We start from the raw sequence: 23778 nt of genomic DNA, 5'->3' as shown, positions 1-23778 counted from the left end.
TTTGGGAAAGTGAGGAAATCATGAAAATACTAAAATGGCTTGATGAGCATTTAGAAGAATCATTGCTAATTATTCTTAGTTCTGTAATGTCCATTGCTATTACGTTACAAGTATTCATGCGCCATGTAATGAACTCGTCCCTTTCGTGGTCAGAAGAATTAGCAAGATATTGTTTCATTTGGTTAGTTTATATAGGTATTAGCTATGCTGTGAAAAAGCAAAGACACATTAAAGTGGATGTAGTATTACACATCCTAAAAGAGAAGCAAAAGATTATCTTGGGAATAATCGCTAATTTAATTTTCTTAGCATTCTCATTGTTGATGATTCGATATGGATATGATATAGCTCAACAATTATTAAATTTTGGGCAAACATCCCCGGCATTGCACATTCCAATGGGCATTGTTTATATGGCCACGCCAGTTGGTTTTGCGTTAACTTCAATCCGTTTAATCCAGCAAATTATTCTGCAAATAAGGGCACTAACTGGTAAAGAGGATTTCGAAGTGAAGACGGAGCATGATATTGCATTTGAAGATATCGAGGGTGAAAATAATTCTAAGAATTAAACTAAGGAGGCTATAGAAATGACAATCGCAGTTTTATTTGGAAGTTTTCTTTTGTTTTTATTGTTAAGTGTACCGGTTGGGATTGCTTTAGGTATAGCTACCTTAGTGACAATTGTGTATACGGGATCTGTGCCGATTGATTTTTTGGCACAAGGCTTAGTTACTTCTGTTGACAATTTCCCAATCATGGCTGTTCCATTCTTTATCCTTGCTGGAGAAATCATGGGTAAAGGTGGTATTTCCGAGAGACTATTTAGGGTTGCTAACTCAATGGTAGGTAATATTACAGGTGGATTTGCAATCGCTACCATTATTACATGTATGTTTTTCGCTGCGATTTCCGGATCAGCTCCAGCAACTGTTGCTGCAATCGGCGGTATTATGATTCCGGCAATGGTGAAGCTTGGATACGATCGGACTTTTTCAGCAGCTGTTGTTGCAGCTGCAGGTTCACTGGGGGTTATTATTCCACCAAGTATCCCAATGGTAATCTACGGAACGTCTTCCTCTTCGTCTATTGGTGATTTATTTATTGCGGGGATTATCCCTGGAATAATAGTAGCATTTGCTTTAAGTGCCTATGCGTATTACTTTTCAAAGAAAAATGGTTATAAAGGAAGTGGTGAGAAATTCTCGTTCAAAAAACTTCTTAAAGCTATTTGGGAAGCGAAGTGGGCAATTTTAATTCCTGTTATTATTTTAGGTGGTATTTATGGAGGAATTTTCACTCCAACAGAAGCTGCAGCAGTAGCTGTTGTTGTCGGACTAGTTGCAGGATTATTTATTTATAAAGAGTTAAAATGGAAGGATTTACCGAGAGTATTAATCGATTCCTCATTAACAACAGCGACGGTATTAGTCATTGTTGGCACAGCGACAGCATTTGGAAGATTACTTACTGTGGAACAAATTCCGAACCAAATTGCAGATTGGATGCTATCCATCTCAGAGAGTCCAATTATTATTATGCTATTGATTCTATTGTTATTATTAATTGTTGGAACTTTCATGGATACACTTGCAGCAATTATTATCTTAACTCCAATCCTATTACCAATTATTACTAGTCTAGGTTATGATCCAATTCACTTCGGTATTATAATGGTTATAGGGTTAGCAGTTGGATTTATTACACCACCAGTTGGGGTAAACCTCTTTGTTGCACAAGGTATTTCCGGCGTATCATTTGAATCGTTAGTAAGAAGGGTTATTCCATTTATCATTGTTATGGCAATCACCCTATTATTTATTACCTTTATTCCAGAATTATCTCTTATATTAATAGGGGATTAATAGTTTAAGGCTGTTTTCGCTTAGTTTGTTGCTATTCCCACCCGCAACCCGAATACACTCCGCTTTCCGGGGGCGGCTGGTGAGCCTCCTCGTGCTGATGCACTCCGGGGTCTCACCGATGCCTTCGCTCCCCCAGGAGTCTACGTGTATTCGGGTTGCTAGTAAGGCAATATATACATTAAGTCTGCTTCAAAACACCAAATGTTTTGATGGGACGAGGAACTACTGTACCGTAGTCCCAAATCTTAACGGTGGGAAGAATAATCGCAATCGCAATCTTTTAGAAAACAGCCTAGTTTAAAGACAGGTAAGGAGAGATCGTATGGAAGTAACAAAAGTTGAATGTTTCTTGGTTCCTCCAAGATGGTGTTTTCTTAAAGTAGAAACAGATGAAGGAATTATTGGTTGGGGAGAACCGGTAATTGAAGGGCGGGCTGCAACCGTAAAAACAGCAGTCGAAGAATTACAAGCTTATATTATCGGAAGGAATCCTCTCCATATTCAAGATACGTGGAATGTTCTCTATCGGGCCGGCTTTTACCGGGGTGGCCCGATCCTTATGAGTGCAATTGCTGGTATTGATCAAGCACTTTGGGATATTAAAGGAAAATATTATGACGCGCCAATCTATGAATTATTAGGCGGCAAAGTAAGAGACAAAATGCGTGTTTACAGTTGGATAGGTGGGGATCGTCCATCCGATGTTGGTGATGCAGCAAAACAGGCTGCGGAAAATGGGTTTACAGCAATTAAGATGAATGCCACTGAGGAACTACATTATATTGATTCTTATAAAAAAGTAGATGAAACAATTGCCAGAGTTGACGCCATTCGACAAGCAGCCGGAACTGATATGGGAATTGGAATTGACTTTCATGGACGTGTTCATAAACCAATGGCGAAAATTCTTATGAAAGAATTAGAAGCGTATCGCCCAATGTTTGTTGAAGAGCCTGTCTTACCGGAAAATAATGAAGCATTGAAAGAATTAGCAAGAATCTCTTCTGTTCCAATCGCAACAGGAGAAAGAATGTATTCGAGATGGGATTTCAAACATGTACTGCATGAAGGTGCGGTAGATATCATTCAACCTGACTTGTCCCATGCTGCTGGTATTACAGAAACAGTAAAAATAGCAGCAATGGCTGAAGCGTATGACGTAGCAATGGCACCACATTGTCCATTAGGGCCAATTGCCTTAGCGGCATGCTTACAAGTGGATGCAGTCTCGCATAATGCCATTATTCAAGAGCAAAGTATGGGAATTCATTATAACAAAGAGAATGATCTTCTTGATTATGTAGTAGATAAACAGGTATTCGAATTTGAAGATGGATATGTGAAACTACCTGAAAAGGCTGGACTTGGAGTAGAAATCGATGAGGAATTTGTCCGACATCGTGCTGAAACTGGACATGCATGGAAAAATCCAGTTTGGCGACATGCAGATGGAAGTGTTGCTGAATGGTAAGTTGTGATCAAAGGGAGTTAATGGTATGAAACAAATGGACGTACAAAAGAAATTAGCCGGAGAAGCGTCTATCGATTTTATTAAAGATGGAATGGTTGTTGGTTTGGGATCTGGTTCTACAGTGAATTGGATGGTTCGTAAATTGGCGGAGCGAGTAAAAGAAGGACTAGATATAAAAGGAATTCCTTCATCGAAGAAGACGGAGCGATTAGCATTAGAAGTTGGTGTTCCACTAACTGATTTTTCCTCTGTTGATCATATCGACATAGCAATTGACGGTGCTGATGAAGTGGATGGAGAGTTTAATATACTAAAAGGCGGCGGAGGATCTTTAGTTCGAGAAAAAATTGTTGATGTCAATGCAAATCAGCTTGTTATTATTGTCGATGAGTCTAAGCTTGTTAAGAAGTTAGGAGAATTTCCTCTGCCAATTGAAGTATTGCAATTTGGTTGGGAAGTCACGGCCAAGAAAATTGCAGAACTCGGTGGTGAACCTGTAATACGTGTTCGAGACGGAGAGCGATTTATCTCTGATAATGGCAACTATATTTTAGATTGTCAATTTGAACGTATCCCAAAACCAGAAGAGCTCCATTCGAATTTAAAACAACTAACCGGTGTAGTGGAAACTGGTATTTTTACGAATATGGCAGATAAAGTAATCATTGCTCGAGATGACAAAGTAGAAATTGTAAAAGTAGATTCATAAATGTTTGGAACTTCAATGTTCCCTGAAAGGGGATGTAAAGATGAAAGATGTGATTACCATTGGCGAGTCTATGATCACACTTAATCCTACGGTGAAGGGACGATTAAAGTTCACTAATACCTTTGAAAAAAAAGTAGGAGGAGCAGAACTCAATGTCGCTATTGGCGGTTCTCGTCTAGGCCTTGATACAGGCTGGATCAGTAGGCTGGGAAAAGATGATTTCGGTGAGTATATTATGAACTTTGCCCGTGGTGAAGGGGTCGATGTTTCCCAAGTCGGTTTGGTAGAAGACTTTCCAACTTCCCTTAATTTTAAAGAAATCCGAGCAGATGGGACGACAAAAACGATTTACTACCGTCATAAATCACCAATATTAACATTAAAAGCGGAAGATTTAGATGAATCTTATATAAAACAAGCAAAGATTTTGCATCTTACGGGAATTTACCCGGCAATTCATCCAGAAAATATTCCGGTAATGGAGCATGCTATAGATCTTGCAAAGAAACATGGTGTAAAAGTCTCGCTCGATCCAAATATACGACTAAGAATGTGGAGTAAGGAAGAAGCCGGGCCAGTGCTCCGAAAATTACTGCCAAAGGTTGATATTTTGCTTGCCGGTGATGAGGAAATGAATATCATCATGGGTGAAAGAGACCCACAAAAAATTATTGCCGAATTGAAAGATATGGGGATCTCCTTTATTGCTATCAAGCAGGGCGATAAAGGATCTGTTGGCTATCAACACGGGAAAATTGTGGAGTCTCCTGCAATAAAAGCGAAGAAAGTTGTAGATACTGTTGGCGCCGGAGATGGATTTGATACTGGTGCTTTGTATGGCATATTACAAAACTGGCCACTGGAAAAGACACTCCGATTTGCCAATGCGATCGGATCAATTGTTGTAAGTGTGAATGGCGATAACGAAGGATTGCCAAGTTACGAAGAAGTTTTAGAAAAACTTGGAGAAAAGGAATTTATTGAAAGATAATATGCAGAAACAATTAGTATGGAAATTCTTGATGAAGTCTACCAAGCAATTAACGAGGCGTAATAAATTTGTTAGTTATATTGTAAGGTAAGTAAATAAATAGTTGTTCCTAATATGAAAAGAGGTATTCGTTTTACGAATGCCTCTTTGTTGCTAATCGATTACCTCAATGTGATAGGAAGCTAATTCTTTTGACCAATCGTCCGAAAGCTTTTCATCCGTAATCAATATATCAATTTGTTCAATGGCGGCGAATGAAGAGATCGAACTTTTTCCTAGTTTCGTGTGATCTATAAGGGCAACAACCTTGTCTGCTTTACTGACCAATTGTTTCTTTAGTTCAACTTCATAGACATTAAAATCTGTTAGTCCATCTTCAATCGTAAATCCGCTAGCAGAAGTAAACATGACATCGATATTAATTTTATTTAAGATGGCGGTTCCAATGAGGCCTTCTAATGCCATAGAACCCATTCTTGCAATACCGCCAAGCATGATAACATTTATATTTGGGTTTTCTTTTAATTCAATGGCAGTAGATAGTCCATTTGTAACCACGGTTAATTTCATATCGGTTTCTTTAAGTCTACGAGCTAATTCCAGTGCAGTAGTACTGGCATCTAATAAAATGCTGTTTTTATATTGAATAAGGTTAATCGCTTTATTTGTGACAGACTGTTTATATTCAATATTTTTCATCGCTCGTTCAGAAAAATTGTTTTTGGGAGGAATACTTTCGTTGAGTACAGCTCCACCATGCGTTCTTGTTAAAAGCCCTTCTTCTTCCATTATATTTAGATCGGTACGTAAAGTTGCTTCTGAAACATTCAAAGATTTTGCTAATTCCTTTACGGCTAACCGTTTTTCCTTTTGAAGTTGCGTTAAGATTAAATTTCTTCTTTCTTCAGCAAACATTTTACCCTTTTTAATCATGAGAATACCTCCAGCGACATATTAACCTATTTAAACATAACATGAAAATAAATGAAAATAAAACAATAAAAAAATCCATATAGCTATTTTAATGGATATAAGGTTAATTTTAAATAATATAGTGTAATTTTTTATATGTATATAACCGTTGATTTCTTTCGTTTTAAAAACAAACGAAGGTAAGTATTGAAAATAAACGAAAAATATAATAGAATTAGAGTATAAATGAAAATAAAAAATTACGGAAGGAGTTTTTTAGCAATGAAATTAGCAATCGGCAGTGACCATAATGCATTTCAATTAAAAGAAACAATTAAAGAATTTTTAGCAGATACAGATCATGAAGTAGTTGACTTTGGATGCCATTCTGAGGATGCAGTAGATTATCCGGATGTAGCATTTGAAGTTTCCGAAGCAGTAAGCGAAGGGAAAGCAGACCGAGGGATCTTAATTTGCGGAACAGGCATTGGGGTATGTATTTCAGCAAATAAGTATCCAGGCATTCGTGCAGGATTAGCACATGATGTTTATTCTGCTGAGAGAGCACAATTAAGTAATAATGCGCATATTCTTACGATGGGTTCACAAATCATTGGGCCTGAAGTTGCGAAAAAAGTTGTGGAAGCCTATTTGAACGTAGCATGGGCTGAAGGTTCAAAGCGCAAAGTGGATAAAATTATAAAAAGAGAGCAGCAATTTGTAAGTCAGAATTATAAAGATGCAGTAGCAGGCAGTGATTGCGATATTAACTAACTTATTAATTGAGGAGAGAAAAACATGCAATCCTTGTTATTAGATTTTTTAAAGGTAACTGAATCAGCAGCAGTCGCCGCAAAGCCGTGGGTTGGCAGTGGCAATAAGATTGCGGCTGATGCGGCTGCTACAAATGCAATGCGAGAGAATTTAAATAAAATGAAGATGCATAGTACCATTGTTATTGGTGAGGGAGAAATTGATGAAGCACCAATGCTATATATAGGGGAAAAATTAGGTGAGGGTGGGAAGCATGAAATAGATATTGCGGTGGATCCAATTGAAGGAACAACACCTACTGTAAACGGACAAGGAAATGCAATAACAGTTATTGCAGCAGCACCAAAAGGAACATTACTACATGCACCAGATATGTATATGAAAAAGCTTGCAGTAGGACCAAAGGCAAAAGGGAAAATTAATGTAGATGCACCCATTGAAGAGAATATTCAAGCTGTAGCAAAAGCGAATGGAAAAGACATTAATGAATTGAATGTTCTTATACAAGATCGACCTAGACATGAAAAGTATATTGATAGAATTCGAAAAATTGGAGCCAAAGCTCAGTTGTTTAATGATGGTGATGTTATTTACGCAACAGCTACTTGTAATGAAAGATTAGGTGTTGATATGTTTTTCGGGGTTGGCGGGGCACCTGAAGGAGTGTTAGCAACAGCTGCGGTTCGTTCTCTAGGAGGAGAAATGCAAGCAAAGCTTTTGCCAAGAAATGATGATGAAGTAAAAAGATGTAAAGAGATGGGGATAACGAATCTTGAAAACGTTTTAACACATAATGATCTAGTAAGCACAGATGATTGTGTGTTTGTTGCCACAGGAATAACAGATAACTTAATTATTGATGGGATTAAAACTGAGTACAGTAACTACATTACCCATTCTATTCTCGTTAATGGAAGAGAAAAGCAAGTAAGGTATGTAAAAAGTTCGTATCCGGTAAAACAACCTGTGTAAAAGCAAAGAAAAGAATACAAGTGAAAACAAAAAATAGGAGGTTTTTGAAATGGATTTTTACTTAGATACAGCAAATATTGACGAGATTAAACGAATTAATCGTTTGGGTCTAGTGGATGGAATTACAACAAACCCTACGATTATTGCAAAAGAAAACAAAGACTTTGAGGAAACAATCAAAAAGATTTGTAGTATGGTAGACGGCCCAGTAAGTGCAGAAGTTATTGGGCTAACTGTAGATGACATGGTCACTGAAGCTAGAAATATAGCAACATGGGCGTCGAATGTGGTTGTGAAAATCCCAATGACAGAAGCTGGACTTGAGGCGGTTAGCATTTTATCAAAAGAAGGAATTAAAACGAATGTTACATTAATTTTCTCTGTTGCTCAAGGGTTAATGGCTGCTAAAGCTGGTGCGACGTATGTCAGCCCATTTGTTGGTAGAGTGGATGATATTGGTGAAGATGGTATTGAACTTATTCAAAACTTAAAAGTGACACTAAAAAACTATCAATACAATACTAAAATTATTACAGCTAGCGTTAGAACCATCAGTCATTTAGAAAAAGCAGCATTAGCCGGTGCGGATATTGCAACCATTCCAGGTTCACTTTTACCTAAGCTATGGAAACATCCTCTAACAGATAATGGTATTACACAATTTCTCACAGATTGGGAAAAGGCTCATAAAAATACCTGAATTGCATTTTTAAGGAAGGGAAGAGAAAAAAAATGACGGTAACAACTACCTCTATTGAACAGTTATCTATCAATACAGTACGTACACTTTCTATCGATGCCATTGAAAAAGCAAATTCAGGACACCCAGGCTTACCAATGGCGGCAGCACCAATGGCTTACACATTATGGACTGAGTTCATGACCCATAATCCTAAGCATTCCCATTGGTTCAATCGCGACCGTTTTGTGTTATCTGCAGGTCATGGTTCCATGCTTCTATATAGTTTACTTCATTTATCAGGTTATGATGTTACCATGAATGATTTGAAAAACTTTCGTCAGTGGGGTTCTAGAACACCAGGACATCCTGAGGTCCATGATACAGATGGTGTAGAAACAACTACTGGCCCACTTGGTCAGGGAGTAGCAACTGCGGTTGGTATGGCAATGGCAGAGGCACAATTGGGTGCAACATATAATAAGGAAAATTTCCCTATTATTGATCATTACACTTTTGCGCTTGTTAGTGATGGGGATTTAATGGAAGGGGTTTCCCATGAAACTGCATCACTTGCTGGTCACCTTGGTTTAGGGAAATTAGTGTTGCTGTATGACTCAAATGATATTTCACTTGATGGTGATTTAATTAGGTCCTTTTCAGAAAATGTTGGTGAACGCTTTAGCTCTTATGGTTGGCAAGTGCTGCATGTAAAGGATGGAAACAATCTGCGCGAAATAAAAGAAGCAATTCAACAAGCAAAACAAAATATTGCACAACCAACGTTAATTGAAGTGAAAACAGTCATCGGTTACGGCTCGCCTAATAAATCAGGTTCTTCCGATTCCCATGGTGCTCCGCTAGGTGAAGATGAAGTGAAACTTACAAAAGAAAATTATAACTGGTCACATGAGCCTTTTCATATACCAGATGAAGTTTATACAGACTTTAATGAAAAAGTAGTTAAAAAAGGTACGCAAGCTGAAGCAACATGGAATAAGTTAGTGGAAAATTATAAGAAAGCCTATCCCGAAGAAGGAAAACAATTGCAATTAGCAATAAATGGAGAGTTACCATCTGACTGGGATAAGGATTTACCAGTTTATGAAGCCGAAAAAGACTACCTTGCTACTCGCGCATCTTCGGGTGAAGTATTAAATGCAATTGCCAAAGCAGTACCAAACTTCATCGGTGGGAGTGCGGATCTAGCTGGGTCTAACAAAACGGCTATTAAGAATATAGCTGATTTTTCAAGGGAAAACTATGCTGGAAGAAATATTTGGTTTGGTGTACGTGAATTTGCGATGGCAGCAGCATTAAACGGAATGGCACTACATGGTGGATTAAAGGTGTTCGGTGGAACGTTCTTTGTATTCAGTGATTATTTACGTCCAGCAGTACGTCTATCAGCACTTATGAAGTTACCGGTTACCTACGTATGGACACATGATTCCATTGCCGTTGGTGAGGATGGACCAACGCATGAGCCAATTGAACATTTGTCATCCTTCCGTACAATGCCAGGTTTATCATTGATTCGCCCTGCGGATGGTAATGAAACACAAGCAGCGTGGAGGCTAGCTGTTTTATCAAAAGATAAACCAACTGCACTCGTCTTAAGTCGTCAAAATCTCCCAACACTTAAAGGTACAAAAGAACTTGCATATGAAGGAGTTAAAAAAGGGGCTTATGTTGTTAGTGAGGCTGAAAATGAAACGCCAGATGCTTTAATTCTCGCAACTGGATCAGAAGTTCAATTAGCAGTAAAAGCGCAACAGGAACTAAGAGACAGGAATATTGATGTTCGAGTGGTTAGTATGCCGTCTTGGGATCGTTTTGAAGAACAAAGCCAAGAATATAAGGATGCTGTTATTTTGCCGCACGTGAAAAAACGCCTTGCAGTAGAGATGGCATCTCCTTTTGGATGGGAACGTTATGTAGGTGCAGAAGGAAAAGTATTAGGAATAAATACTTTCGGTGCATCCGGAAACGGTGAAACTTTAATGGAGAAGTTTGGGTTTACTACGGCAAATGTAATGAAGCATGTGGAAGACTTGTTTAATTAGTATAAGGGGAATTAGCTGTTTTTTTCCTCATAGATAATTTTATGAAAAGGCAACAAAAGCGTAGACAACTACTATTTTTACGAAATGTTAAAAAGGGGAAAGCTTTTAAAAAAGAAATAGAACTATTTAAACCTATACACTAATTTGACTCGGTGGGCTCTATTCGGATAGAGCATGCAATTGCATATTAACCCGCTCCGCAACAATAGGACGAGACTGGTCCTGGTGCTTAGTTAAACTAAATTGATGAGAGCTATTCTTTATAGAATAATTTACTGGATGTATACTGACTACATGGCATGGAATTTAAAAAATTATGAAATTATTGGAAGAGTATAGTTTGGAATGATATAGTGGTATAATGGTACTATTGATGGCATAGAAACCAAATGAAATTACTTGCCAATATGCTCACGTTTTAGGGGAGCTCCCTTCCGAGGATCGGTTATCTTAGAATAATCTCGTATAATGTACCGGTATAATTTGGTAGAGGAAGGAAAGCGCCAAAGGATATGGCACTCTTAGGATCTTATGTTAGAAATATTTGTGATAAAAATGCAAGATGTTTCTTCAAAATATAATCACGTTATAGTAAGTCTGATTGTTGTACAGAACGGTTTCTCTGCAAGCCATTATGAAAAGACTTAGTTGACTTATGCAGATAAAAAGGAATTATTAGCCTATCTGCTTAAGAAAGCAGGCTTAAAGGCATTGTTGAAAGCGTCTTTTGTTTTAGAATCCCTTCATACTTTGGAGTGCTGAGGCCAGTTGGCGAAATGCATAGTAATCCCTATACGAACAGGGAATTTTATATTTTCATATCTGATGAAGAAAGGAAATGACTATGGCAAAACAACAAATTGGTGTTATAGGTTTAGCAGTAATGGGAAAAAACATTGCATTAAATATTGAAAGCAGAGGATATTCTGTTGCGGTGTTTAACCGTTCTTATAAGAAAACGCAAAGTTTCTTGGAAAATGAAGCAAAAGAAAAGAACTTCACCGGAGCCGAAACGATTGAAGAATTTGTGAATGCATTGGAAAAACCTCGTAAAATTCTGTTGATGGTTAAAGCGGGACCGGCAACGGATGCGACGATTGAATCTTTACTGCCACATTTGGAAAAAGGTGATATTTTAATTGATGGCGGAAACACATTGTATGAAGAAACGATTCGCCGAAATAAAAAATTAGATGAAGCGGGTATACATTTTATTGGCACAGGCGTTTCCGGGGGAGAAGAAGGCGCATTGAACGGCCCTTCAATGATGCCGGGAGGTCAAAGGGAAGCATATGAATTGGTTGCGCCGATTTTTGAAGCTGTTTCTGCGAAAGTCGATGGGGACGCATGTGTTTCCTATATTGGTCCGGATGGCGCCGGTCACTTTGTGAAAATGGTGCATAACGGCATCGAATATGGGGACATGCAATTAATTGCTGAAAGCTACTACATCCTGAAGCATGTGCTAGGTATGGATGCTCAAGAGCTCCATGAAGTGTTTGCAGAATGGAATGAAGGGGAATTGGATAGCTACCTTATCGAAATCACGGCGGAAATTTTCACGAAAACAGATGATGAAACAGGCAAGCCGATTGTGGATATCATCCTGGATAAAGCTGGTCAAAAAGGGACAGGTAAATGGACTAGCAAAAATGCACTTGATTTAGGAGTACCACTTCCGCTTATTACGGAATCTGTGTTTGCCCGATTTATTTCCTCATTGAAAGATGAGCGTGTTGAAGCAAGTAAAGTATTAAATGGACCTAAAGCAGAAGCATATGATGGAGATAAAAAAGAACTGATTGAAGCAGTCAGAAAAGCATTATATATGAGTAAAATTGTTTCTTATGCCCAGGGTTTTGCACAAATGCGCGTAGCATCTGAAGAAAATAACTGGGGACTTCAATATGGTGACATTGCCATGATTTGGCGCGGTGGATGTATCATCAGAGCGAAATTCTTGCAAAAAATTAAAGAGGCCTATGATCGTGAACCAGCCTTGTCAAATCTGTTACTGGATCCTTATTTTAAGGAAATTGTGGAAGGATATCAATCTGCACTCAGAGAGGTAACAGCTGTGGCAATTAAAAACGGCATAGCAGTACCAACCTTTTCAAGTGCAATTGCTTATTATGACAGCTACCGTTCAGAAGATCTACCAGCAAATCTCGTTCAAGCACAGCGCGATTATTTTGGTGCACATACGTATGAGCGCAAGGATAAAGAAGGCGTGTTCCATACGAAGTGGTTTTAAATAGAAGGTTGATAAAGCTGTTAATAGTAGAAGCATTTTAAGTTGCCCTCCCTATGGGAAGTTAATACGGGTAGGTACGAGAAGCTCTAGCCTTAGAAGTATTATAGCTGACAAATAAAATAGAACTCCCTTGATTTGGGGGTTCTATTTTATTTTAAGTGTAAATTTTTTTGCAAAAATAGGCAGCGACGGAAGATTCCGTGTAAAACTCACAACAAGCCGTAAAAAAGTACAATCAAAACAAATGCAAAGAATGGTTCCAGGGAAACTGTACCACTAAGGAACGAATAATACAGTCTCTGTAAGGATATTACAACTAATACTGTATCATAGACAAACTAATATGCAGAAAAGTAAGTAAACTTTTTTAGAGGCTAAATCGTATAATCCAAAAAAATCATATACATGGGAAAAGTCTAATTTAATTATTAGTTAATTCCCTTTATCAAGTGCAAGAGCTAAAGTGAACATATGTGAACTTAGTGGTCACATATGTTATATTAAGTGAAAGAAGGTTGAGAGGAGCCGCACAATAATACCGCATATTCAGTTCTGCAAGAGGGATATGAACGTGATTCACTTTGCTTTACAAAAATCACCTCTACCATAGTGTTATTCTTTTGTAGTATCTTTAAAATATATGAAGAAAGCTTTTTAAAGCATATATTCTTTAAGCATAGCTCTTTATATACTAGTGTAAAGGTTCTCAGTTTTACAGATTGAAATGATGGATACCTCCAGTGCCCCTAAATAATATTTCATCTGTTTCCATTCAAAAGTCTTTACGATTCCGTTTTTAAAAAAACTAGAGTAAATAGTCTGATACACTATTTGGCAAACGAATTTGTAACATATGACATTCGGATAAATACTTTAACTCCGGTTTTTCCTTGCTGAACAAAACCTAGTGGTGGGGAATAATTAATTTTAACAAAAGGTAATAATATTATAAGGAAGAGATAGCGATGCTAAGAGAATTAGTCATTGGGCTAGATTTAGGGACAACAAATGTCAAAGCAGTAGTTTTTAATATAAACGGAAAGTTGATTGGAGAGTCAGAACGAACAATAACAACGAATTATCCATACCTAGATTGGGTAGAACAAGATCCTGAGAAAATTGTACAATTATCCAAACAAGCGCTGAAAGAAGTAATTAAAAAGGCAAATGTGCAAAACAATGAATTACTAGCAGTTGGAATTTCCAGTGCAATGCATTCCCTGGTATGTGTTGATGATAACAATGAAGCCATTTCAAATATGCTTATATGGTCTGACAGAAGAAGTAGTGAACAGGCGGAAGCACTAATACTGACAAGGGGGATGGACATCTATTCAAGGACAGGCACCCCCATTCATCCAATGTCTCCACTAAATAAATTGCTCTGGATGAAAGAAAAAGACTATGAGCCCTACCATCGTGCAGCATATTTCATGTCGATGAAGGAATTTTTGCTAGTAAAATGGTTTGGTAAGCGTATAATTGATTATTCAATGGCTTCGGCAACAGGGATGTTTAATTTAGAAACACAGGATTGGGACGAGGAAGCGTTGGAAATAACGGGTGTCAGAAAGGGACAATTATCAAAAATTGTTTCCCCAACGGAAGTGATAAGTGGTTTAGACAGAGGAATTGCTACAGAAATTGGTTTGCCTCTTGAAACGCCGTTTGTTATCGGAGCGGCAGATGGACAACTTGCAAACCTCGGGAGTGGATCTATTTCTCCGGGTGAAGTAAATATTTCTGTTGGTACAAGTGGCGCAATCAGACAATTTATTACAGGAGCAATGGTAAATAAAAAACAAGAAACATTTACATATGCTTTTACGAAACATACATCCATTATCGGCGGATCTACAAATAATGGTGGAATAATATTACAGTGGCTAAAAGACCTGTTGGATTTCCAGGGAAATCATGACGAGCTAACTGCTTTAGCCGATCATATAGAACCAGGTGCGAATGGAATCATTTTTCACCCCTATGTGAATGGAGAAAGAGCCCCAATATGGAACGGGCGAGCAAAAGGGAACTTTTACGGGCTTGGTATTGGCCATAAGAAGGAGCATCTAGTTCGTGCAGTGCTTGAAGGAATAACATTTAATATTTATCAAATCGGAAAAGCACTGGAGGAGATATCAGGGCAGCCTAAAAAAATAAGTGTTAATGGTGGTTTAGCAAAGTCTCCTTTATGGGTACAAATTTTGGCGGATGTATTTGGTGAAGAAATACATCTTTCCGACACTCACCATAATGCAGCATGGGGTGCGGCATGGACAGCATTAGTAGGAATCGGTAAAGCCAATTCCTTCGAAGACATCAAAAAAAATATGCCTGCTGAGAAAGTTGTTGAACCGAATCTAGAAGATCATGAAGTTTATCAGAGGATATATAAGAAGTATCAAGGAATAACTAAGGACTTAGCGAAATATTTTAATTAATGGAATAATCCATCAGTAGAAATCTTTTCTGCTGATGGATTTTTAGTGGAAGAATTCAGCAGCTCCCTATTATAGATCATAAATAGCAAAGGAAAAATTGGGAAGGATGTTTTCTATGACTAAAAAGAAGGGCATAAATAACGTAAAATACGTTTCCTTTGATTAACAGGTATATGAAACTAGCTCAAATATGATATAATAAATAAAGTTATATTTTTTCGCATATCCTTCCTTATATGCATATGTGCAACTTAGGCATTCGCCGAAAAGCTTGCATTCCAAAGTATAAGGACTTCTAAGAAAGAAAAAATGCTTTTAAGTAGAAAAGGTGTGTTCACACGGCACGCCTTACCTTAGTGTGATTTCTAATTGAAACACTTGCATTAGTACTTAAATTTCAGAATACAGAGGTAGATAAACATGAAAACGGAACAAGTCAGCACAGATGTTATCTTAATCGGCGCAGGCATCATGAGTGCTACGCTGGGTACACTCCTGAAGGAACTTGCACCAGATTGGAAAATTACAGCCTTTGAGAAGCTGGAGAAAGCAGGAGAGGAAAGCTCCCATGAAATGAATAATGCCGGAACAGGGCATGCTGCATTATGTGAACTAAACTACACCAAACAAAATCCGGATGGATCTGTAGATATTGAAAAAGCAAAAAAAATAAATGAACAATTCCGTGTTTCCATGCAGTATTGGTCTTATCTCGTAAATAAAGACCTGCTTCCCAATCCGGAAGAATTTATTATGCCATTGCCGCATTTAAGCATGGTACAAGGTGAAGCCAATGTAGCATTTTTGAAAAAACGCTATGAAGCAATGTCCAATAATCCTTTATTTGAAGGGATGGCGTTTTCCGATGATCCGGAAACGCTTAAAGAATGGATGCCGCTTATTATGGAAAACCGCACATCAGCAGAACCGATTGCAGCAACCAAAATCGACACAGGTACGGATGTCAATTTTGGTGCTTTAACGCGTAAAATGTTTGCCCATTTAGAGGAGACGGATGTAGAGGTAAACTACCAGCATAGTGTGGAAGATATTAAAAGTACCAGTGACGGCGCCTGGGAAGTCAAAGTGATTGACCACGCCAATGGTGCGATTGAATACCATACAGCCAATTTTGTCTTTATTGGCGGCGGTGGCGGCAGTCTTCACCTGCTGCAAAAAACAGGCATTCCTGAGAGCAAGCATATTGGCGGATTCCCTGTAAGTGGTGTTTTCATGGAATGTAACAATCCCGAAGTCGTGGCACAGCATCACGGGAAAGTGTACGGGAAGGCAAAAGTCGGTGCACCGCCAATGTCTGTACCGCATCTTGACACCCGTTATATCAACCATAAAAAATCGTTGTTATTTGGACCATTTGCCGGATTCTCGCCGAAATTCCTGAAAACCGGTTCGCTGTTTGATTTGGTCACTTCCGTAAAACCGAATAATGTGTTCACCATGCTGTCGGCAGGAGCAAAAGAGCTGCCACTCACAAAATATCTCGTTCAGCAGGTGATGCAATCCAAAGAACAACGTATGGAGGAGTTACGCGAGTTTATCCCAAGTGCAAAATCGGAGGATTGGAATTTAGTCGTAGCTGGCCAACGTGTGCAGGTGATCAAGGATACGGAAGACGGCGGCAAAGGAACGCTTCAATTTGGAACAGAGCTTATTACCGATGCGGATGGCACTGTTGCAGCCTTGCTTGGTGCCTCTCCAGGTGCTTCGACTGCGGTTAACGTGATGATTGATATCATGAATAGATGTTTCCCGGAATATATGGAAGCATGGGAGCCGAAATTAAAGGAAATGATTCCTTCTTACGGCAAGTCGCTGGCGGAAAATCCGCAGCTATTGAGAGAAATTCATGCTTCTAATTCCCAAGTGCTTGGGTTGGATGAAAAGACGGAATTGGTTGTGTAGAAAATTAAAACAAAGGAACCTTTGATCCATCTTGGATTGAAGGTTCTTTTTAGGGTGGAGTAAAAAATGAAATACGGAAAAATGGTACATGGCATACTGAAAAGACGCATGAACAGATTTATTGCAGAGGTTTCTGTCGATGGTATAACAGAAAGCGTACATATAAAAAACACAGGACGCCTGAAGGAACTGCTTAAGCCTGGAGCCGACGTTCTGTTGGAATTCAGTGACAATCCAAACAGAAAAACAAAATATTCGCTGATTGCAGCGGGAAAAAATGGTAAGTGGGTAAATACCGATTCCCAAGCACCGAATACGGTTGTTTTTGAAGCGCTTAAAAATGGGGACATACCCGAATTTAGAGAGTTGCAATTGGTCAAAAGAGAAATCACTTATGGCGCTTCTCGCTTTGATATTTATTTTGAAAAAGGGGAGAAAAAAGGCTTTATCGAGGTGAAAGGTGTAACACTGGAACAGAATGGTATTGCTATGTTTCCGGATGCGCCAACAGCGCGGGGAACAAAGCATATATTGGAACTGATTAAAGCTGCACGTGAAGGCTATACTGCTGCCATCTTTTTTCTCGTGCAAATGAAAGGCTGTCGTACTTTTATACCACACGCAGAAATGGACGCAGCTTTTGCAGACGCTGTACATAAAGCGTCTCGGGAAGGTGTGCAGATTTTAGCATACGACTGTATTGTGAAAGAAAATGAACTGGTTTTGGATCAACCTATCCCAGTGGAGCTGCCGTAAATACAGAATTTTTCAAATTGCGGGCTCAGACCCCTAGATGATATAATATGAAAAAGGGCAGTAAGCCAAGACCATACAATTTGAGGTGAAGGCATGTTTGAATCGGTATTATTTTATACAAATAAAGTGAAACAAATGAAGCGATTTTATGCAAATGTATTGGAATGGGATATGAAAGAATCCAACACCGAACAGTTCACTGTGAATGTAGGAGGTACGGATATAACATTTAAACATTCGGAAAATCCGGCTTTTTATCATTTTGCCATTAATATTCCAGGAAATCAGTTTGTGATTATGAAACAATGGATAAGGGATAGAATGCCGTTACTACAGAGCCAGGGGGTTACAGAAACCTATTATCAAAGTCTCGGAGCAGATTCCATGTACGTTGAAGATCCTGCCGGAAATACGGTAGAGTTAATTGCCCGAAGAAATCGGGATCTTTTTGGCCCTTTGACCAAAGAGGCTTTTTTCGATGTGAGCGAAGTCGGCATAACGACACCTTATGTTTACGAAGCTGGAGAAGAACTGCAGGACATGGGGATCCCGCTCCGGCACGGGGCAGAAGTGAACACAAAGGGAATGAACTACCTGGGCAGGGGCGATGCGTACATCGTTCTCGTACCACCGGAATGGAAATGGGAGTTCTCAAAGAAGAAGGCAGAGACACATCCACTTGAGATCACGTTTACAGATGGGCGGCATATTGCGATGAGTAAGGAAGGACTCATAGTGGTATCAGAAGAAAAGACAGATTAGCGTTATACGAGATTCATTGACAGTTTTTTTACTGCTAATAGCAAAAATGAATGAGGGAGTATCATAAATTATGTTTTTTTCCCGTTGGACTTTATTCCAGGGAGTTATTATTGCTTTACTGGCAGTTGTGGCATTTATAGCAGATATATTTAAAAAAGATATCGCAGTACCAATAAATTCAAGCACCGGGACAAGTGGCCAAATGTTAATGACATTTTTGTTTATTGTAGTGGTCATTGGTTTGCTAAGTTTACTCATGTATTTTCAAACGGAGAAAAGTGACACATTTTTAAAGCATCCGTTATGGGATAAAATGTATATCCTAATGCCAATTTTATTCGCTATATCATTAGTTGTTATTTTAAGTATCCTACTGATCGAACCGTTGAATCATTTTGTGCAAAATAATCGGTGGGTTTTATACGTATTCATTTATTATGTTTTATTCTTATTACATGTAGCCGTTTTGGCGTTGATACATAAGGCAAAAAAGAATATAATCACGAACCAGAATAAAATTAAATACTCATTTATTTGGACAACATTTGCTCTATTTGTCATACTTTTTATGTTGTAGTGTTGCTTGATAAATGGGTGCTGGCTTTTACCTAAGAATTAGGAGCAGCTTTTTGGGCGGTTGGAACCTGTTTCATAGTTAATAAGTATAGTTGAAATATCCATAATACATATGGTTTTAAGGGGACGAGCAAATGAAAAATAACCGGAAGTTTTTAATGATAATATTAACAGCAGCAATAGTGATAGTAAGTGCTTGTGGACAATCTTCTGCTGAACCGGATGACCAATCACCGAATCGTGATTCGGCCCAAGAAACAAATGATAACGCTACAGATGAAGATACAGCAAACGAATCTGAAGATCCAATTGAAAATGCTTCTGAGGAAGCTGATACCCAGTCAGATGCCGAAGAAGAAACTGCTAATCAATCAGCTGAAAATGAGGAAGGCTCATCAAAGTCAAATAGCAGCAACAATGAAGTCACGGAAAGTAAAAAGGATGAATATGTCCAAAAGCTTGCTGATACGAAGGAAATAACGGAAGAACTGGAAGCATCCGATTCATCAACATACGCTTTAAAAGAAGTGGAAAACGAAAGATGGGATATATGGGATGAATTGTTGAATGAAATATACGGCGTTTTAGAGGAGCAACTGTCCTCAGGAGAGATGGACCAGTTAAGAGAGGAACAACGGGAATGGATAGAATTGAGAGATGAAAGTGCATTGGAAGCATCGCTAGAATATAAAGGTGGCACCCAGGAGCATTTAGAATATGTGAGTGTGCTGGCAAATATGACAGAAGAAAGATGCTATGAGTTAGTGGAAGATTATATGAAGTAAATTTGCAGGCTAACTTTTAAGTGGATGTACCGGATAAATCGAACGCTGAGGTAATGAAATTTAAGATAAGAAGCAAGGCTTAGAATGAAAATTATTCTAAGCCCTTTTAACACAGAGATAAAAATAGCCTTTTGCAACTGGCAAGTAAACCCTTTGTTTATGAAGGCATGTTTTATCGTTATCCAAATTATTACTCTCTTACTATGCCATCTCCCGTAACGAAAAATTTGCTCGATGTCAGTGCAGGCAATCCCATCGGTCCTCTGGCATGGAGTTTTTGGGTGCTGATCCCGATTTCTGCACCATAGCCAAATTCAAATCCGTCCGTGAATCTGGTGGATACATTATGATAGACTGCAGCTGCATCGACCTTTTGCTGGAATAACGCAGCAGCCTTTTTATCCTCCGTGATGATTGATTCAGAATGTCTCGTCCCATATTTATTTATATGCTGGACAGCTTCGTTCACATCATCAACCAGTTTCACACTAATAGTCAGTCCAAGGTACTCTGTATGCCAATCTTCCTCTGATGCCGGTTTTGCTTTGGGGTAACTCTGAACTATTTTTTCATCTGCAATAACTTCCACACCTTGCTCACTCAACTTCTCCAAAAGGCCGGTTCCATATTGATCAAACCACGACGTCTGGATCAACAGCGATTCAATTGCGTTACAAACAGAGGGACGCTGCAATTTCGCATTTAATATAATCGCCTCTGCCATTTCCTGTTTGGCCGATTCATCCACATACACATGACAATTTCCCGCTCCGGTTTCAATTACCGGAACCGTAGATTCACGTACAACCGTGTCGATCAGATTTTTACCGCCACGTGGAATAAGCACGTCCAGATATTCGTTAAGCCGGAAAAGCTCTTTTGCCGTTTCCCTGCTCGTATCCTCAATCAATTGCACGGCATCTACAGGGACATTGCTTTTAACCAAGGCGGTATGGATCGACTTCACGAGTGCCATATTAGAATATTTGGCAGAAGAACTTCCGCGTAATATAACAGCGTTTCCTGTCTTCACGGAAAGCGTTGCAGCATCAATCGTTACGTTTGGTCTTGCTTCATAAATCATGCCGACTACGCCAATCGGAACGCGCTTTTTTTCCACAAATAAACCATTCTCTTTTTCAATGGTCTCCAGTGTCTCTCCTATTGGGTCCGTCAGTTCGATAATCTGCTCGATTCCTTGTGCCATGCTTTCTATTCGTTCCGCCGTGAGCAGGATCCGGTCCAGAATCGCCTCCGATACTTCCTTATTCCTGCCCGCTTCAATATCTCTTTGATTTTCTTCCAAAATAAGCCCTTGATCTTCTACAATTTGGTCAGCAATTAATTTTAATGCGTTGTTTTTCTGTTCTGTCTGTAATGCTGTCATTTCGTAGCTTGCTTCCTGTGCCTTTTTACCCTTTAACTGTACTTCGCTCACCTTCGAATTCCTCCCTTTGTATTGTCAAATCAACCCAATGGTCTCCGCGTATGACCTTCAAGGCTGGTTTGCTTGAATTTTCTTCTTTCTTACGGTTTTCGATCCATTGTTTTAATTCAATGGATGAACAACGGACCTGCCCTTTTCCGAGCAAGCCATTTTTACTTAAAACCTCCACGACATCGCCTTCTTCAAACATTCCCTGTACTTTGAACACGCCGGCGGACAACAGACTTTTGCTGTTAAAGCGAATCGCTTCCTCTGCCCCTTGGTCCACGTAAATTTTGCCTGCTGGCTTGGAGTGAAGGCCAATCCATTGCTTTTTAGTGTTGACCCAATGCAGTTCAGGGTTAGCGATGTAAGTACCATTGCCATCCCCTTTTATGACATCCAGCAGCTTATTTCTTCCTTCACCTTGACCTACAAAAACGGGAACACCTAAAGAAAGTGCAGTTTTTGCCGCAAGCAGCTTGGATTTCATACCGCCGGTGCCTAATTTCGAACCGTTTTCGTCAGCAAATTGAACCATGGCATCCGTGATATCTTCCAGGTAATGCATCTTTTTTGCATCTGGATTGGTTTTCGGATTGCCGTCATAAATACCATTAATATCGGTTAAAATGATTAAGCGATCCGCATGGACAAAGCCGCTTACCAGCGCAGAAAGCATGTCATTGTCTCCAAAGGTTAATTCATCTACGGCAACTGTGTCGTTTTCATTGATAATCGGGAGAACGCCGCGATCCAGCAGTTCGCTGATGGTGCCAAAAGCGTTCTGATATCGTTCCCGATTGGAAAAGTCCGATCGTGTCAGCAGTAGCAGGGCTGCTGTCACATTATAAGCATGCAGTTTTTCCAAATAGGTTTGGATTAACAGGCTTTGCCCTACTGCAGCAGCTGCCTGTCTTCCTTTTAAACTACCCGGTCTGGAAGCATAACCAAGTTTTTTAAAGCCGGCAGCAACGGCCCCGGATGATACCAAAATCACGTCATGCTTTTGTTTTCGTAATGCTGCAATTGCATGCACATGATCTGCTAATTTTTCATGGTTAATTTCCCCTTTTTCATTTGTCAGCGAGCTGCTGCCAATTTTTACGACAACCCGTTCTTTTGCCATTTGCATTACTCCTGTTTTATATAGTTATGTAAAAAATGTCCAAACTCTCTGTGGGATAGTGTTGTTTCTTGGTTTTTCATATTTATAAGTAATTATGAATTATTATGCATCATGTTGAATAAATATTCAAGAGGAGAAGCCATTTTATTTTATAAATTTTTAACTAAATTGTTAGATTAGCGAAGGGGGGCTCACGAAGCGAGAAAAGAGGGATATAACTGAGGATCGTTTCTCTGTTCCTGAACATATATATCCAATTGTCAAATAGGCTGATGTTGCCCCTGCTGCCGTTCAAAATGGACTTTAACATCGAATAGTTCCTTCCAAACGCGATAAATTATTGATGATCCCTTAATCAACAAAGAAGGGATGAAAGCAGAATGAAAAGCGAAATGAGTATCCTAAAAAATTCATGCACTATCTACCTCAATCAATCCCGCACTCTCCAGCCAGATAAGTGTCATCAGCATTCTTCCAAGTGTATTCATATGTACACCATCCGTTGTGAGTTTGTTGCCAGGATATGCTCGGATATATGCAATAAATCGATGATGCATCGGCACATGAATGGCATCAAATTCTTTGCTCAGCATGCTTGTAATCGCTATGTATTCCTTCAGCAGCAAATTCCCTTCAGACTGCTCATCTTCTTCAATAACAGTAGGTTCCAGAATGATTAGATTTGCATTTGTTCTATCTTTGACAGACTTAAGCAATTCTCTATAAACATCCATAAATTCAGCAGGATGAATCTGCTCGATATTTGGCCGATCCAATTGTCGCCATACATCATTTACGCCAATCGAAACAGACAGCCAGTCCGGTTTTTCCTCAATCACGTCTGTTTCCCAGCGCGCTTTCAAATCTACGACTCTATTTCCGCTGATTCCTTTATTCACAATCTGCAATTTTAATTCTGGATGAAGCAAAGCAAAATAGTCATGGATATGACGGACATACCCTGCTCCTAACCCGGCTTCATCCTGGAAACGATTGTCTTCTGTAATGCTGTCTCCAATGAATAGTATTTTTTCTCCAGCTTCAAATCTCATTGAGCTCCCTCCAATTATAGTTACGTTTATTAGCTATCATAACATACCTTTTGTAAAGAGATGGTTATGTTTGTAAAGTTAATATTAAGCTACCCCTAATATTATGTAAAGTATCCGCAAACCCTCTTCACATGGTTCCATCCGTCTGTTTAAATGTAGTTTGCAAGCCGTTTTTACACAAAAGATTACGGGAGGTGAGCACGGTTATTTAATTCCATACATAGAGGAGTGAGTC

Annotated in this window: 20 protein-coding genes; 16 read left to right on the top strand and 4 right to left on the bottom strand. The window is 39.0% G+C overall.

The genetic code is table 11. The annotated features are described in order from the left end of the window. Positions 1-20: 20 nt before the first annotated feature. From ACDX78_RS07285 to ACDX78_RS07265, 5 genes are all read left to right on the top strand, one after another. The gene (locus ACDX78_RS07285) at positions 21-572 is read left to right on the top strand and encodes a TRAP transporter small permease (protein WP_486026581.1); all 552 of its coding nucleotides are present in this window, start codon (positions 21-23) and stop codon (positions 570-572) included. Positions 573-590: 18 nt separating this feature from the next. Further along, positions 591-1865 (top strand): TRAP transporter large permease, encoded by a 1275-nt coding sequence (locus ACDX78_RS07280; protein ID WP_486026580.1) that lies wholly within the window; start codon positions 591-593, stop codon positions 1863-1865. Between the two features lie 322 nt (positions 1866-2187). Next, complete coding sequence (gene dgoD, locus ACDX78_RS07275) at positions 2188-3336, top strand: galactonate dehydratase (RefSeq protein WP_486026578.1); 1149 nt, start codon at positions 2188-2190, stop codon at positions 3334-3336. A 25-nt stretch (positions 3337-3361) separates the two neighbouring features. Further along, positions 3362-4045 (top strand): ribose-5-phosphate isomerase RpiA, encoded by a 684-nt coding sequence (rpiA, locus tag ACDX78_RS07270; protein ID WP_486026577.1) that lies wholly within the window; start codon positions 3362-3364, stop codon positions 4043-4045. 40 nt (positions 4046-4085) lie between these two features. Next, positions 4086-5036, top strand: coding sequence for a sugar kinase (locus ACDX78_RS07265; protein WP_486026575.1), 951 nt, complete (start codon positions 4086-4088; stop codon positions 5034-5036). A gap of 153 nt (positions 5037-5189) precedes the next feature. On the opposite strand, the gene ACDX78_RS07260 is transcribed toward ACDX78_RS07265, so the two are convergent. Next, complete coding sequence (locus ACDX78_RS07260) at positions 5190-5969, bottom strand: DeoR/GlpR family DNA-binding transcription regulator (protein WP_486026573.1); 780 nt, start codon at positions 5967-5969, stop codon at positions 5190-5192. Positions 5970-6230: 261 nt separating this feature from the next. Between ACDX78_RS07260 and rpiB the strand changes: the two genes are divergently transcribed. The 11 genes from rpiB to ACDX78_RS07205 all read left to right on the top strand — a co-directional run bounded on the left by rpiB (position 6231) and on the right by ACDX78_RS07205 (position 19936). Further along, positions 6231-6722: a ribose 5-phosphate isomerase B gene (gene rpiB / locus ACDX78_RS07255; protein WP_486026571.1), complete on the top strand. Its 492-nt coding sequence runs from the start codon at positions 6231-6233 to the stop codon at positions 6720-6722. 24 nt (positions 6723-6746) lie between these two features. Beyond that, entirely contained in the window at positions 6747-7694 is a 948-nt protein-coding gene (gene glpX, locus ACDX78_RS07250; protein ID WP_486026569.1) for a class II fructose-bisphosphatase, read from the top strand. Between the two features lie 49 nt (positions 7695-7743). Further along, positions 7744-8394 (top strand): fructose-6-phosphate aldolase, encoded by a 651-nt coding sequence (fsa, locus tag ACDX78_RS07245; RefSeq protein WP_486026567.1) that lies wholly within the window; start codon positions 7744-7746, stop codon positions 8392-8394. A gap of 32 nt (positions 8395-8426) precedes the next feature. Then, on the top strand, positions 8427-10439 hold the full coding sequence (gene tkt / locus ACDX78_RS07240; RefSeq protein ID WP_486026565.1) for a transketolase: 2013 nt from the start codon (positions 8427-8429) through the stop codon (positions 10437-10439). An 844-nt stretch (positions 10440-11283) separates the two neighbouring features. Beyond that, complete coding sequence (gndA, locus tag ACDX78_RS07235; RefSeq protein ID WP_486026563.1) at positions 11284-12693, top strand: NADP-dependent phosphogluconate dehydrogenase; 1410 nt, start codon at positions 11284-11286, stop codon at positions 12691-12693. A gap of 965 nt (positions 12694-13658) precedes the next feature. Then, positions 13659-15134, top strand: a complete 1476-nt coding sequence (locus ACDX78_RS07230; protein WP_486026561.1) for a gluconokinase — start codon at positions 13659-13661, stop codon at positions 15132-15134. A gap of 420 nt (positions 15135-15554) precedes the next feature. Then, a complete protein-coding gene (gene mqo / locus ACDX78_RS07225) occupies positions 15555-17057 on the top strand; it encodes a malate dehydrogenase (quinone) (RefSeq protein WP_486026560.1) in 1503 nt (500 codons plus the stop codon). Between the two features lie 66 nt (positions 17058-17123). Beyond that, positions 17124-17813: a DNA/RNA nuclease SfsA gene (gene sfsA / locus ACDX78_RS07220; protein WP_486026558.1), complete on the top strand. Its 690-nt coding sequence runs from the start codon at positions 17124-17126 to the stop codon at positions 17811-17813. Positions 17814-17906: 93 nt separating this feature from the next. Then, positions 17907-18575 carry a hypothetical protein gene (locus ACDX78_RS07215; protein ID WP_486026556.1) on the top strand — a complete coding sequence of 223 codons (669 nt, stop codon included), beginning with the start codon at positions 17907-17909 and terminating at the stop codon, positions 18573-18575. A gap of 70 nt (positions 18576-18645) precedes the next feature. After that, complete coding sequence (locus ACDX78_RS07210) at positions 18646-19152, top strand: hypothetical protein (protein WP_486026554.1); 507 nt, start codon at positions 18646-18648, stop codon at positions 19150-19152. 133 nt (positions 19153-19285) lie between these two features. Further along, positions 19286-19936: a lysozyme inhibitor LprI family protein gene (locus tag ACDX78_RS07205; protein ID WP_486026552.1), complete on the top strand. Its 651-nt coding sequence runs from the start codon at positions 19286-19288 to the stop codon at positions 19934-19936. Between the two features lie 190 nt (positions 19937-20126). Here the strand turns inward: ACDX78_RS07205 and ACDX78_RS07200 are convergent, their stop codons facing one another. The 3 genes from ACDX78_RS07200 to ACDX78_RS07190 form a co-directional block, all read right to left on the bottom strand. Then, positions 20127-21374 (bottom strand): glutamate-5-semialdehyde dehydrogenase, encoded by a 1248-nt coding sequence (locus tag ACDX78_RS07200; protein WP_486026550.1) that lies wholly within the window; start codon positions 21372-21374, stop codon positions 20127-20129. Continuing rightward, positions 21349-22491, bottom strand: coding sequence for a glutamate 5-kinase (proB, locus tag ACDX78_RS07195; RefSeq protein WP_486026548.1), 1143 nt, complete (start codon positions 22489-22491; stop codon positions 21349-21351). The genes ACDX78_RS07200 and proB overlap by 26 nt, the downstream gene beginning before the upstream one ends. A gap of 410 nt (positions 22492-22901) precedes the next feature. Further along, a complete protein-coding gene (locus tag ACDX78_RS07190; RefSeq protein WP_486026547.1) occupies positions 22902-23543 on the bottom strand; it encodes an SGNH/GDSL hydrolase family protein in 642 nt (213 codons plus the stop codon). Positions 23544-23778 lie beyond the last annotated feature (235 nt).

It is taken from the genome of Virgibacillus oceani (genome assembly GCF_041521345.1).
Classification (GTDB): Bacteria; Bacillota; Bacilli; order Bacillales; family Amphibacillaceae; genus Virgibacillus_N; species Virgibacillus_N oceani_A.
The sequence above is the reverse complement of the archived record's forward strand: the minus strand, read 5'-3'. Positions and strand labels throughout refer to the sequence as shown.

Bases quoted from the DNA above. Each gene is read 5' to 3' on its own strand.
- ACDX78_RS07285 (WP_486026581.1), top strand. From the start codon at position 21: ATGAAAATACTAAAATGGCTTGATGAGCATTTAGAAGAATCATTGCTA.
- ACDX78_RS07280 (WP_486026580.1), top strand. From the start codon at position 591: ATGACAATCGCAGTTTTATTTGGAAGTTTTCTTTTGTTTTTATTGTTA.
- dgoD (WP_486026578.1), top strand. From the start codon at position 2,188: ATGGAAGTAACAAAAGTTGAATGTTTCTTGGTTCCTCCAAGATGGTGT.
- rpiA (WP_486026577.1), top strand. From the start codon at position 3,362: ATGAAACAAATGGACGTACAAAAGAAATTAGCCGGAGAAGCGTCTATC.
- ACDX78_RS07265 (WP_486026575.1), top strand. From the start codon at position 4,086: ATGAAAGATGTGATTACCATTGGCGAGTCTATGATCACACTTAATCCT.
- ACDX78_RS07260 (WP_486026573.1), bottom strand. From the start codon at position 5,969: ATGATTAAAAAGGGTAAAATGTTTGCTGAAGAAAGAAGAAATTTAATC.
- rpiB (WP_486026571.1), top strand. From the start codon at position 6,231: ATGAAATTAGCAATCGGCAGTGACCATAATGCATTTCAATTAAAAGAA.
- glpX (WP_486026569.1), top strand. From the start codon at position 6,747: ATGCAATCCTTGTTATTAGATTTTTTAAAGGTAACTGAATCAGCAGCA.
- fsa (WP_486026567.1), top strand. From the start codon at position 7,744: ATGGATTTTTACTTAGATACAGCAAATATTGACGAGATTAAACGAATT.
- tkt (WP_486026565.1), top strand. From the start codon at position 8,427: ATGACGGTAACAACTACCTCTATTGAACAGTTATCTATCAATACAGTA.
- gndA (WP_486026563.1), top strand. From the start codon at position 11,284: ATGGCAAAACAACAAATTGGTGTTATAGGTTTAGCAGTAATGGGAAAA.
- ACDX78_RS07230 (WP_486026561.1), top strand. From the start codon at position 13,659: ATGCTAAGAGAATTAGTCATTGGGCTAGATTTAGGGACAACAAATGTC.
- mqo (WP_486026560.1), top strand. From the start codon at position 15,555: ATGAAAACGGAACAAGTCAGCACAGATGTTATCTTAATCGGCGCAGGC.
- sfsA (WP_486026558.1), top strand. From the start codon at position 17,124: ATGAAATACGGAAAAATGGTACATGGCATACTGAAAAGACGCATGAAC.
- ACDX78_RS07215 (WP_486026556.1), top strand. From the start codon at position 17,907: ATGTTTGAATCGGTATTATTTTATACAAATAAAGTGAAACAAATGAAG.
- ACDX78_RS07210 (WP_486026554.1), top strand. From the start codon at position 18,646: ATGTTTTTTTCCCGTTGGACTTTATTCCAGGGAGTTATTATTGCTTTA.
- ACDX78_RS07205 (WP_486026552.1), top strand. From the start codon at position 19,286: ATGAAAAATAACCGGAAGTTTTTAATGATAATATTAACAGCAGCAATA.
- proB (WP_486026548.1), bottom strand. From the start codon at position 22,491: ATGGCAAAAGAACGGGTTGTCGTAAAAATTGGCAGCAGCTCGCTGACA.
- ACDX78_RS07190 (WP_486026547.1), bottom strand. From the start codon at position 23,543: ATGAGATTTGAAGCTGGAGAAAAAATACTATTCATTGGAGACAGCATT.